Below are 12,024 nucleotides of genomic sequence, written 5' to 3'. Positions count from 1 at the left end.
AATTAACGAGTTTTATACTTATATATTTTACATCAGATAATATTTAAAAGGGAGTATTCATTATGGGAAGAGCAATAGGTATAGATCTTGGAACAACAAATTCTTGTGTTGCAATAATGCAAGGCAAGGATGCAAAAGTAATCGAGAATAAAGAAGGAGCAAGAACTACTCCGTCTATAGTTGCATTTACTTCGTCTGGAGAAAGGTTGATTGGTGCTCCAGCAAAAAGGCAAGCAACTACCAATGCAAATAATACTTTTTTTGCAACTAAGAGATTGATAGGTCGCCAATATAGCGATCCTGAAATGAAGAATCTAGGTGTACCGTATAAGGTATTTGCAGCAAAAAATGGTGATGCATGGGTTAAAACAACTGATAGTAAAGAATACTCTCCTAGTCAAATTGGTGCATTTATACTACAAAACCTGAAAGAAGCAGCTGAGGCTTATCTTGGGGAAGAAGTAAAGGATGCTGTGATAACAGTGCCGGCGTACTTCAATGATTCTCAACGTCAAGCAACAAAAGATGCAGGAAAAATTGCTGGATTAAATGTCCTCAGAATAATTAACGAACCAACTGCTGCAGCACTTGCTTATGGCCTTGATAAAAAGCACGGACACACAATAGTAGTGTATGATCTTGGTGGTGGTACATTTGATGTTTCAGTTCTTGAAATAGGTGACGGAGTTTTTGAAGTAAAGGCTACAAATGGTGATACTCACCTTGGAGGGGAAGACTTCGATAATGCAGTAGTAAATTATTTACTGGCTGAATTCAAGAAAAGTAATGGCATTGATTTGAAAAACGATCCAATGGCTATGCAAAGAATCAAAGAAGCTGCAGAAAAAGCAAAGGTAGAATTGTCAAGTGCAATGGAAACAGAAGTAAATCTACCGTTTGTTACAGCTGATGCAAGTGGCCCAAAACACTTAAATATGAAGCTAACAAGAGCAAAGCTTGAAAGTTTAGTGAATGATTTAATTGAAAGGACTATAATTCCTTGCAAAAAAGCTCTTGAAGATGCTGGTTTGTCTGCTAGTCAAATTGGTGAAGTAGTTCTTGTTGGTGGCATGACTCGTATGCCAAAAGTCATAGAGAAAGTTAAAGAATTCTTTGGCAAAGATCCACACAGAGGGGTTAACCCTGATGAAGTTGTAGCAATTGGAGCTGCAATACAGGCGGGAATCATTCAAGGTGATGTAAGAGATGTGTTACTACTTGACGTAACTCCACTTTCTCTTGGTATTGAAACTCTAGGGGGAGTGTTCACTCCACTTATTGAACGTAATACTACTGTTCCTACTAAAAAATCTCAGGTATTTTCAACTGCAGATGATAACCAAACAGCTGTTACAATTAAGGTGCATCAAGGTGAAAGAAAATTGGCGGTTGATAATAAACTGCTTGGTCAGTTTAGTTTAGAAGGAATACCACCTGCTCCTCGCGGGGTTCCTCAAATTGAGGTGACATTTGATATAGATGCAAATGGAATAGCGCATGTTTCTGCAAAGGATAAAGCTACTGGAAAAGAGCAAAAAATACGTATTCAGTCTTCAGGTGGTTTATCGGAGGATGAAATAAATCGGATGGTGAGAGAAGCTGAGGAAAAAGCACAAGAAGATGAAAAGCGTAAGAAATTTATTGAAGTGAAGAATCAAGCGGATAGTTTAGTTCATTCTACAGAAAAATCTCTGACAGAATATGGTGATAAAATTTCTCCAGAAGATAAATCTGCTATTGAAAATGCAGTTAATGAGTTAAAGGAAGTGAGTAAATCTGACAACATTGATGATGCTGATTCAATACAACAGAAAGTTACTAACCTCTCTCAGTTATCTATGAAACTTGGAGAAGCTATGTATAAGGAATCTCAACAACAACAAGGTGGAGAAAGCTCATCCACAACAAATAATGAGGAAGAAAAAGTAGTAGATTCTGATTATCAAGACATGGATAATAAAGAAGAGAATAAGTAATTCGATTGTCATCCCAGTGCCCAGATACTGTGGGATGACAAGAAGAGCGTATTGTTGCTTAAAGGAACTATTGTGGATATTATTAAGACAATAGAAGAAAAATTACGCGATTCAATAGGTGTAATTGATATTAATATTATCGATGAATCAGCAAAGCATGTAGATCATTATTTTGCTTCTTCTTCGACACTACCTTCACATATCAAATTAGTATTAATATCTAACGACTTTTCTGGAATGAGCTCTTTAAAGAGGCATAAATTGATCTATGAATTATTAAAGAGTGAAATAGAGCGATTACATGCGATTTCTCTTCACTTGTATACGCAAAGCGAATACAATCTAAAAAATAAATAATAAAAATGTGAACGAAGAGTCTTTATTAGTTAAAGCAGGAAGAAAATTTAATGATTATAAAGGGTCGATGAACCCACCAGTTTATCATTCTTCTACTATATTATTTCCTACTTACAAGGACTACTTAAATGCAGCAAATGGAGAAAGTATATACGATGTAATCAATGATGGTGTTGCAAGGGATTACAGTTACAGTAATGTTGGTACGCCTACTGTTCATTATTTTTCAAATGCACTGGCTGAAATTGAGGGTAGGGGACAAGCACTCATCTACCCTTCTGGATTATTTGCACTTACTTTTGCTATTTTGACTTTCACTAAAGCAGGTTCGCATGTCTTGATACAAGATAATAGTTATTATAGACTAAAGAGATTTGCCGAAAATGAACTACCAAAAAGAGGAGTAGAAGTAACTTTTTATAATCCGACACAGGATATAACTGATTTAGTTCAGAGTAATACTTCACTAATCATGATTGAGACTCCTGGTTCTATAACGTTTGAGATTTCAAATATAGAGCATATAGTAAAAGTTGCTAAAGAATGTGGAATCGTAACCGTTTGTGACAATTCATGGGCCACTCCTTTGTTGTTTAAGCCGCTTGATTATGGAATTGATGTTGCACTATATGCGGTGACAAAGTATCTAGCTGGTCACTCAGATTTAGTTATGGGAGCTATGGTTGCTGAAGGTGAAACTTTTAAATTGCTTTATGAGAGCTATAAAAATTATGGAGTCACCATTCAATCGCATGACTGTTACCTTGCACACAGGGGACTTAGAACACTGCAAACACGCATGAGGAAGCATCAAAGTACAGCAATGCAAGTAGCAAAGTGGCTGGAAAAACATCCAAAAATCAAAAAAGTCTTATACCCCGCACTTTTTTCCTATTCTCAGTATGATTTATGGAAAAGTTATTTCAAAGGGGCAAGTAGCGTATTTAGTATAGTACTCGATAGAGAATATTCATGTGAAGAACTAGGCTGCATGGTTGATCACATGAAAGTTTTCGGCATCGGTGCTTCTTGGGGAGGATGTGACAGTTTGATACTACCAATAGGTCATAAATCTATGTCGAGATCTGTCATGAATTCAGATTATGGTGGAAGTTTTGTGCGAATATTTTGCGGACTAGAAGATCCTGAAGATTTGATTTTTGACTTGAATACTGCATTAATAAGACTGCCATGTTCAAGTGTTAAAGATGATTGTGAGACTGAAAGAGCTACTGCATAACATTGTAAATGCTGACTTTGATATTGAAATCAAAGGCGTCACATGTAATCCTAAGAGAGTTAAAGAAGGTTACCTTTTTGTTTGTGTGTCAGAAAGGAGTAAAGAACACGTAACATGTCTTCCTAATGGATGTGTACACAACTGTGTAGACGTTGTAATACAAGGGGCCAAGAAAGATGTCATCCCAGTGCTCAGACACTGGGATCCAGAAAATTTAATTGTAAACAAGCATACTAGACAATTGTATAATGAAAACTGGATTCCAGTGTCAAGCACTGGAATGACAAGTACTCCAAGTTTTGCAGTGCTTTACCACTCGGACCCTCAAGGAATATACAGTGAAATAGTCAGCAGGTTTTATCAATTCAAACAACCTAAATATATTGCTGCTGTAACTGGTACGAATGGTAAAACTTCAGTAGTGGAGTTTTGTCGCCAGATTTGGCAAGATAATGCAGCGTCTATAGGAACACTGGGAACATGTGTCAATAATAATAGAAAAGATAATAGCCTTACAACGCCAAGTGCAGATGATCTTTATTCCACATTGCGTGACATAAATAATAAGAACGTAGAACACTTAGCATTAGAAGCTTCAAGCCATGGAATCGATCAATACAGAATCCATGGACTTAGGCTCAATGCTGCAGCTTTTACTAATTTCTCTCAAGATCATTTGGACTATCACAAAAGTATCGATGAGTATTTTGAGGCCAAGAAAAGGTTGTTTGATGAGGTATTGCCAAAAGAAAAAACAGCGATTTTAAATGCAGATATAGGCGAATATGGAGAGTTGCTCAACATAGCTGAAAAGCGTAGCAACAAAGTTATAACCTATGGAAAAAAAAACTCTGACATTACTTTATTAAAGCAGATACCCACTGCCAATGGTCAATACCTGACAATTCAAATCGGTGATGAAATTTATAACGCATTTTTTCCGATTTTTGGGCAATTTCAAGCATATAATTTGTTGTGTGCAATCGGTATAGTTATTTCATCTGGTATGGACTATCAAAGAATGTGTATAGATAAACTCGCTTCTCCATCTGGAAGAATGGAAAAAGTGAACACTTTTGCATTTGTCGATTACGCTCATACTCCAAGTGCACTCAAACAAGCTCTGTTGTCTTTAAAATGGCACTTCAATAAAAAGATAGTTCTAGTGTTCGGTTGTGGCGGGAATCGTGATCAAACAAAACGTGCAGAGATGGGTAAAATAGCACAAATGCTTGCAGGTAAAGTTATAGTCACAGATGACAATCCGCGTGATGAAGATCCGGGGAAAATTCGTCACGATATTTTGTTACATTGCCCTGATGCACTGGAGATAGGAGATAGAAAAAAAGCTATAGAGAAAGGTATAAATATAGCACATGATGAAAATATGATTCTGCTAGTTGCAGGAAAAGGACATGAAAGATTCCAAATAATAGAAGGCCAATCCCTTGAATTTAGTGATGTTGAAGTTATTAGAGAGGGCCAAAAATTTGCTACTGCTGTTTTGCTCTCTCCTTCATCCAACGCCTGAATGGCTTTTTTCCTTAAGTCATAACTGTACGCTGCTGGCATTTTTACCTTCTTGTTACACTAAATCACTATCTTATCTTGTTCCTACTATTATGAGAAGAGCTATACAAGGATATGAAAGTGGAGATTGTGGTTACAAGATTAGTGAGAGAATATAGAAAAATTGAGGATGAAATATTGCGTGATATAGTTCATTTAGTGATAAAGGCTCTTACAGGTATAGTAGCGCTTCATAAGTAAGAATATTTTTACAAAGAATTTAATAATCACAATTTAGGCAATGATGAAAGTTCTTTAAGAAAAAAGTTTAATACTATCAAGAAAAGTTTGCATAGGCATAGCAATATAATACATAATAATCAAAATATCTAAAATTCTGTCAATTTATTTGCACAGTCAATCACTTGAGAATTCGGAAATTGATTTTTAAACCAAGTGTACTGGCGTTTTGCATAATGCCTTGTGTTTGTTTGAGCAATCTGTATTGCTTCGTCTAAAGTAATCTCCCCTTTTAAGTATCTTATAATTTCTGGTACTCCATGTGCTTTCATAGCTGGCAAATGTGGAGATGGGTTCATGCTAAGTAGGTTTTTTACTTCATCAATTGCTCCATTTTCAACCATTTCAATAAAACGAGAATTTATTTTTCGGTATATATCCTCACGTTTAGGTAGAATTGTATATACCTTAAAATTATTGAACAAAGGAGGCTGTCTATTTTCTTGCCATACAAAGATTGTCTTGCCAGTTTCAGTGATAACTTCAAGTGCTCTTGAGAGGCGATGTGAGTCATTAATAAATATTTTACCTTGAATCCTTGGATCTTTGCTTAGCACTAATTTGTAGAATTCCTCTTTACTTAAATTTTTCCTAAGTTCATTTACGTTTTCTCTCACTTCCTGGCTTATTTGTGGAATCGATGATAATCCCTTGATTAAGCTGCTAATGTAAAGCCCACTTCCTCCAGTGATGATGGGTATTCGTGAATTTTTCAGCGTGTTATTAACTTCCCTCTTTAAATCCTCTAGCCATAAACCTACGGAATAATTTTCTCTTGCTGAAACATAACCGTATAGCCTATAAAATTCTTTCTGCTTTGGTGGTTGAGCAGTAATTACGGTAATCTCTTTGTATACCTGCTTTGAGTCACAGTTTATTATGCTAATGTTTTTATACTTTTTTATCAAGTTATCGCATAATTCTGATTTACCTGAGGCTGTAATTCCTGTAATAATTACTATATTATCTTTCATTTATATTAATTTAACTAACCTATGATAGGGTGTAGTAAAAATTTGGATTCTACAATCTAAAATTTGGAGACTTTTATGGCAGAAAATGATAACGATAACTCGTTTACTAAGCGTTTTACAAATAGGACTTCTAATGAGACAAGAGGAGGTTTTTCCAGTAAGTATTCATCTCAAAATACCAAAGAACATGCACTAGGAGCAAAAGGAAAAATTTCTGAATTGGCAAACAAAAAAGCTGAAGCCAAGGAAGCTTTTTCTGAAAGTGGCGGCATAAAGAGTAAAAGCAGAACTATCAACGAAAGATCCTTTGCTGATGCAACAAGAAGAAGTAGATCAGATCTCATATATCTAGTTCGTGGTAAAGATCGAGGAAGATCAGCTTGGCACTATGTATTAGTTGATAAAGATAAAAGAGAAATGTTTCTGGCAAAAAGTAGAACTGGCTCTATAGATGTTGCAGATTATGGAGAGATTTTATATTCAGGATGGGGAGATGATCCACCACAGACGATAGTCGATAAAATCAATGAGGAGTTCGGATTGTAGTAAATCTGTTGTAAAAGCAACAAGGACAACATTGCAAATTTAGAGTTCAAGAGGGTTATTCCTCGAGAACTACTGCGTCAGAAAGCTGGCGTTGAATTTGTATATAATGTTGATCTTGGAGGTTTTTATGAATAATAGTGAGAGAAAAGAGAAATTAGAAACTCGTATTCTATCAAGCAGAGGTAGGTCTTTGCTTGACCATGAGCTACTGGAACGTAATCTATCTGCATACACAGAAGGAAGAGAAGTTGCCAAAAAGCTAATGGAGCTCTTTAGTAGTTTAGGAAGGGTAATTAATGCTGATCTTTACGAGCTAAAAAATGTTACAGGAATGAACGATGGAGCAATAGCAAATATCTTTTGCCTGAAAGAGATTTTCGATAGGATATTGAAAGGTAAGTTAAAAAAGCTGTCGATTCTTGATAATAGAGAAGAGCTACTAAAATACTTTAAAGCAGCAATAGGACAGTCAAGAAAGGAAAGCTTACGAGTGGTATACTTAGATCGAAGTGGTCATTTAATATATGAGTATGTTCAAGACTGTGGAACTATAGATAGAGTACCTCTATATGTGAGGGAAATAATAAAATAGGGATTACTGATTGACACATCATCTGTTGCAATTTCACATAATCATCCAAGTGGAGATATAGAGCCATCTAAAGAGGATGAAGATAACACACTTACATTAGCTGCAACCTGTGAAAATGTAGGAATGAAATTAATAGATCATATAATCGTAACACAGAAGAGCCATTTTAGTTTTTATGACAGTGGTTTATTGTGATCTGTAGATTGGAAGGAAAGTTCTCTAGCTTTCCTTCTTTTTTTCTACTTCATAAATTAAAAAATTCAATATAAGCTTGAACAGCTAAAATTAGTAATAAAAAGTGGAATTAGGCAAAAAAATAAAGGAACTTAGGTTATACTGTGGTTTAACACAAACTGAGTTAGGAAAAAGAATAGGTGTTTCATATAGGCAGATACAAAGGTACGAAAATGGTTCAAACCACATTTTGGCTAGTAGACTATACGACTTAGCAAAAGCTCTATCGATTAATGAGGATGATTTTTTTACTGATGTGCATGACGACTCACATGAAGCTTATGATGAGGAGATATTAAAATTAGTCAAAGGATACAATGAAATTAAGAGCAAAAGGTTACGTAGTGTAGTTTATATATTGGTAAAATCTTTTTCTCAAAGTATATTATCTGATACGTAAAATGACCATACAACATCCTATCGATAAGCAAATAGGTGAAAGAATAAGGAAAAGAAGGCTAATATGTGGTTTTAGCCAAAGGGACTTAGGAAAAAAGCTTGGAATTTCATTTCAGCATATACAATGATATGAAACTGGAGAGGTAAGGCTTGTAGTTGATAGATTGTATAATTTGGCAGAAGCTTTGTCTGTTGATATGTCATATTTTTTTACCAAAGCCTCTGAAGACTTGCATGATAAGGCCTTCCGTAGCGATGTGGGCAGCGAAGAAATATCAAGATTAGTAAGAGAATATAGAAAAATTAAAGATGAAACATTGCGTGATATTGTGCATTCAGTGATAAAGGCTCTTGCTAACAAATAGTACAAATTTTAAAGTTCAGGTATTTTTTATAATATAAAACACTTCTACAAGCAATACTAATTAAAGTAAATTATTTATGGTAAATTTGATTAAGTTTTAAAAACCACTTTACTTTGTAATAGTTAACCATTTATTTCTGATATACAAGTGGCTATGTTTCACATAGCTACTTGTCTCCAATCAAGAACGTCCTACGGATGTCGTTTTGTTGTCTTTTAATTTACTCACCCAAGAAAAGGTCTCACTACTTTTAGAATTTTGGTCGCCCCACCTTCCACATCTAGTAAAACAGCCTTTTTCTACTGCTTCTTTAATAGACATTCCACCAAATAAACAACCCTTTCCTACGATTTCTCCTATTTCTTGCAACTCGTTCCACATTTCTTCATCTTCTACCTCAATTTGTACTTGATTATAGTCTGCTGTGTCATGATATACCATTAAATTTAGCTCTACTAGGCTAGTATAAAATGTGACTGCAAAAGCACTGTTATCCGATATATCCACGTAGTCTCTTTCACCGCCTTTCCCAGTTTTGACTTCAACTTCACCATCACCTATTTTTATAATATTGCCACCAAGGTTTAAGTCTCCTTTACTTAAGCCCAAATTTTTTGCACCTTCTACAACTTTGGCAACATCAACTATGCAGCTATGTGAAAATTCCATATAGAAGGTCTTATTATCGATTTCTACATTTTCAACAGTTCCTTCTATAGTAGCGTTCTCTCCAACTTCCCTGAGTTTTGTGAGTCTACTATATATTTGTGGCTCAATTTCTTTTTGCACCTTTTGATGAATTTCAGTTATTTTCTTATCAACTTGTACATTAAAATCTGCTCCATTTAATGCTAACTTCCTGATTATATTCTCTTGTTTATTCCCTTTGAATTCATCACGATACATCTTAAACATTGTAACGTTAGCGAAGCCAAAGCCATCTTCATTGGCAGCATTTATTCTTATTCCTAAGTCCAAAGCTTCATCGATAACTTTACTTAACTCGTTTATATTTTTAGCTGCAATAGCTTTTTCCAGGAATTCATTTAGTTTCATATTTTCATATTCACTTAGTCTTGTCCTGCATAAAGCTGATCGAAATGGATTGAGCTCCTCAGGATATGTTAAGACAGGTAATTTACTAATCTTTTTATTCGCTGTTGGAGCAGCTTTTATAAAATTAGGTAATAACCCTTCTTTTGCTATTCGCTCTACCGCTTTTAACATTTTACTAGACAAATTTTTACCATTTATTTTTTTCATTGTAACCCTCACTTAATTTCATTACTATTCGATCATATCGTGATAAATATTGTTTAATTGTTAATATTATACGACTTATTGATTTACTGTATGTTACAATAACAAGTTTTACGGGTATTTACACTAGAAAAACACATTTTGTAAAAATTATTTCAATTTCAATCAAAGTTGGGTATTGTGATTGTAAAACTGAAAGAAATGGATCTCTTGTCTTACTCCACTGAAAAGTTGAAGAAGCATTGTCAGCTACTTGATAATGAAGAAAAAATAATTCTATATGAGCAGCTGCTAGACAAGGCTAAAGACATACTTGAAAATTCAAGAGATAATGTTTCTGAACTGGAAAAGATCAGTAAAGCTGCTGTAGCAATAGAGGAAACCACCGATAAGCAGTTACTAGAAAAGTTTAATGATGACCACCCGCTAAGAGAAGTGGACATTTTAATTTACTCTCCTCAGGGAAATACTGAATATCTATTCAGCATAGATAACTCGTCAGAGCTTTATGATTTAAAAGAAGATAAGGATAAAGCTCTTTATAATGCAGTAAAATCAAATGATGTTGAGCTTGTAAAAAAGCTGCTAATGATCCTTTTACCTACAGAAGTAGGTAATTTTGATGTAGAATACTTGGAAGAATTGAAAATATTGCTGTCAGGAATTCACAAAGAATTGCAATTATCACAAGATATGAAAAATTATCTTGTGAAGACGATAAAGTTCTATAGTTTTTTATGTAGTAATTTTAGCTTATTAGTTGCAAATCCTACTGATGTAAAAGCTATGATTAATCTATTTGCTACTCAACCAAATATTGATTACCAAATAGATAAGCTTCTGCTTTCTTTTATTGTGAGAGATATTGAGGAAAAAAAGCTAAATTCTGAAATCAAACACGTGATAGAGCTTCTTGAGCAGCATGAAAGATTTGCTGAGCTCGAATATAAGGTTAGAAGATTAAGATCAGAGTTTGCATGTGGCAAAAGCAGATATTCGGCTGAAGTAATACGAAATAGCATTGCAGAACGAGAAAAAGAGATGAGGGAAATTGAGAAAAAATACGTAAGGCCAAACGATTTAATTAGCGAGAGGCAGAAATTATTAAAGCAATTACTTTGCTAGCTTTTTTTCCACTTCATAAAATTTGTTGTAAATTTGAATAAGAGGTGAAAAGTGCAATTAGGTAAAAAAATAAAACAACTTAGGTTAGATCGTGCTTTGACACAGACCGAATTGGGAAAGAGAATAGGTGTTTCGTATAGACAGATACAAAAGTACGAAAATGGTTCAAATTGTGTTTTGGCCAGTAGATTATATGATTTAGCAAAAGCACTATCGATAGATGTTGCTAACTTTTTTACTGATATGCATACTTACTCACATGAAGCTTATGATGAAAAAATACTAAAGTTAGTCAAAGGATATAACGAAATTAAGAGCAAAAGGTTACGTAGTGCAGTTTATATATTGGTAAAATCTTTTTCTCAAAGTGATAATACATAGTTAATATTACCTGATACGTAAAATGACTATACAACATCCTATCGATAAACAAATAGGGGAAAGAATAAGGAAAAGAAGGCTAATGTGTGGTTTTAGTCAAAGAGACTTAGGAAAAAAGCTTGAAATTTCATTTCAGCATGTACAAGGATATGAAAGCGGAGAGATTAGGCTTGTAGTTGATAGGTTATATAAATTAGCAGAAGTACTATCGGTTGATATGTCGTATTTTTTTACCAAAGCCTCTGAAGACTTACATGATAAGGCCTTCCATAGCGATGGTGTGCTGCAGCAACAAGCAGAATAATGTTTGTGAGAAGCTTTATTGAAGATGAAGGAAGGTCCTTCGAAATCGGCTTTCAGGAGCAGGTTTCAAACCACCTTAAGTGGCTCTATTTAAGAGATAGGGTCATAAGCGTTAAGGAAAAATCAGCGTAAGAGCTGGAAGGTGAGGATCAGAAAGGCGAACGTAAGTGAACCACTGATGAACGTGTCGAAATGGGAAGTGAACATCGAAAGGGGGAGTGAATCGTTCTCCTCTTAAGAGCTTACAGTGAACCTGATTACTGTGTAGGCGGTGTTCGGCATAAAGGTGGCGTGAGTCTGATCTGGGCTTTGATAAGGAACTGCAGGAACCAGTCGATTTGATGAAAAGCGAGACAAGCAAGAGGCCAATCCTCAAGTTTTAGAGTAGCGATGCAAATCACTGGGACGGATCAACTCGTAGTAGTGATGACCTTACCCAGAAAAAGTAGACAGAAAGTTAAGA

12 protein-coding genes and 1 pseudogene are annotated in these 12,024 nt (G+C 34.9%); 11 read left to right on the top strand and 2 right to left on the bottom strand.

The window, feature by feature from the left end; all coding sequences use genetic code 11:
• Positions 1-62 precede the first annotated feature (62 nt).
• From dnaK to ABWU52_RS03465, 4 genes are all read left to right on the top strand, one after another.
• Entirely contained in the window at positions 63-1,976 is a 1,914-nt protein-coding gene (gene dnaK / locus ABWU52_RS03480) for a molecular chaperone DnaK (RefSeq protein WP_353277615.1), read from the top strand.
• A 72-nt stretch (positions 1,977-2,048) separates the two neighbouring features.
• Positions 2,049-2,333 (top strand): BolA family protein, encoded by a 285-nt coding sequence (locus tag ABWU52_RS03475; protein WP_064085813.1) that lies wholly within the window; start codon positions 2,049-2,051, stop codon positions 2,331-2,333.
• A 7-nt stretch (positions 2,334-2,340) separates the two neighbouring features.
• On the top strand, positions 2,341-3,573 hold the full coding sequence (gene metC / locus ABWU52_RS03470) for a cystathionine beta-lyase (protein ID WP_353277613.1): 1,233 nt from the start codon (positions 2,341-2,343) through the stop codon (positions 3,571-3,573).
• Positions 3,542-5,104, top strand: coding sequence for a Mur ligase family protein (locus tag ABWU52_RS03465; protein ID WP_353277705.1), 1,563 nt, complete (start codon positions 3,542-3,544; stop codon positions 5,102-5,104). Before metC ends, ABWU52_RS03465 begins: the two co-directional genes overlap by 32 nt.
• A gap of 367 nt (positions 5,105-5,471) precedes the next feature.
• Here ABWU52_RS03465 and miaA read toward each other — a convergent pair whose 3' ends face one another.
• Positions 5,472-6,356, bottom strand: coding sequence for a tRNA (adenosine(37)-N6)-dimethylallyltransferase MiaA (gene miaA, locus ABWU52_RS03460; protein ID WP_353277611.1), 885 nt, complete (start codon positions 6,354-6,356; stop codon positions 5,472-5,474).
• A 75-nt stretch (positions 6,357-6,431) separates the two neighbouring features.
• Between miaA and ABWU52_RS03455 the strand changes: the two genes are divergently transcribed.
• The 4 genes and pseudogenes from ABWU52_RS03455 (at position 6,432) to ABWU52_RS03440 (ending at position 8,492) form a co-directional block, all read left to right on the top strand.
• Positions 6,432-6,902 (top strand): hypothetical protein, encoded by a 471-nt coding sequence (locus ABWU52_RS03455; RefSeq protein ID WP_019236353.1) that lies wholly within the window; start codon positions 6,432-6,434, stop codon positions 6,900-6,902.
• A gap of 106 nt (positions 6,903-7,008) precedes the next feature.
• A pseudogene (locus ABWU52_RS03450) lies at positions 7,009-7,689 on the top strand (JAB domain-containing protein).
• Between the two features lie 103 nt (positions 7,690-7,792).
• Entirely contained in the window at positions 7,793-8,128 is a 336-nt protein-coding gene (locus tag ABWU52_RS03445) for a helix-turn-helix domain-containing protein (protein ID WP_353277610.1), read from the top strand.
• Positions 8,129-8,291: 163 nt separating this feature from the next.
• Positions 8,292-8,492: a hypothetical protein gene (locus ABWU52_RS03440; protein ID WP_353277609.1), complete on the top strand. Its 201-nt coding sequence runs from the start codon at positions 8,292-8,294 to the stop codon at positions 8,490-8,492.
• 180 nt (positions 8,493-8,672) lie between these two features.
• On the opposite strand, the gene ABWU52_RS03435 is transcribed toward ABWU52_RS03440, so the two are convergent.
• Positions 8,673-9,755 (bottom strand): hypothetical protein, encoded by a 1,083-nt coding sequence (locus ABWU52_RS03435; RefSeq protein ID WP_353277607.1) that lies wholly within the window; start codon positions 9,753-9,755, stop codon positions 8,673-8,675.
• 177 nt (positions 9,756-9,932) lie between these two features.
• Between ABWU52_RS03435 and ABWU52_RS03430 the strand changes: the two genes are divergently transcribed.
• From ABWU52_RS03430 to ABWU52_RS03420, 3 genes are read left to right on the top strand one after another with little or no spacing between them, the layout of a single operon-like run.
• Positions 9,933-10,877, top strand: a complete 945-nt coding sequence (locus tag ABWU52_RS03430; protein ID WP_353277605.1) for a hypothetical protein — start codon at positions 9,933-9,935, stop codon at positions 10,875-10,877.
• A gap of 51 nt (positions 10,878-10,928) precedes the next feature.
• A complete protein-coding gene (locus ABWU52_RS03425) occupies positions 10,929-11,258 on the top strand; it encodes a helix-turn-helix domain-containing protein (RefSeq protein WP_353277603.1) in 330 nt (109 codons plus the stop codon).
• Between the two features lie 22 nt (positions 11,259-11,280).
• Positions 11,281-11,562, top strand: a complete 282-nt coding sequence (locus tag ABWU52_RS03420; RefSeq protein ID WP_353277602.1) for a helix-turn-helix domain-containing protein — start codon at positions 11,281-11,283, stop codon at positions 11,560-11,562.
• The last annotated feature ends 462 nt before the right edge of the window (positions 11,563-12,024 follow it).

Origin of the sequence: Wolbachia endosymbiont (group B) of Villa cingulata, from assembly GCF_964028285.1 — a bacterium.
In the GTDB taxonomy this organism is placed as follows: domain Bacteria; phylum Pseudomonadota; class Alphaproteobacteria; order Rickettsiales; family Anaplasmataceae; genus Wolbachia.
The sequence above is the reverse complement of the archived record's forward strand: the minus strand, read 5'-3'. Positions and strand labels throughout refer to the sequence as shown.

Coding starts and splice junctions, on each gene's coding strand:
- dnaK (WP_353277615.1), top strand. CDS start 63: ATGGGAAGAGCAATAGGTATAGATCTTGGAACAACAAATTCTTGTGTT.
- ABWU52_RS03465 (WP_353277705.1), top strand. CDS start 3,542: ATGATTGTGAGACTGAAAGAGCTACTGCATAACATTGTAAATGCTGAC.
- miaA (WP_353277611.1), bottom strand. CDS start 6,356: ATGAAAGATAATATAGTAATTATTACAGGAATTACAGCCTCAGGTAAA.
- ABWU52_RS03455 (WP_019236353.1), top strand. CDS start 6,432: ATGGCAGAAAATGATAACGATAACTCGTTTACTAAGCGTTTTACAAAT.
- ABWU52_RS03435 (WP_353277607.1), bottom strand. CDS start 9,755: ATGAAAAAAATAAATGGTAAAAATTTGTCTAGTAAAATGTTAAAAGCG.
- ABWU52_RS03420 (WP_353277602.1), top strand. CDS start 11,281: ATGACTATACAACATCCTATCGATAAACAAATAGGGGAAAGAATAAGG.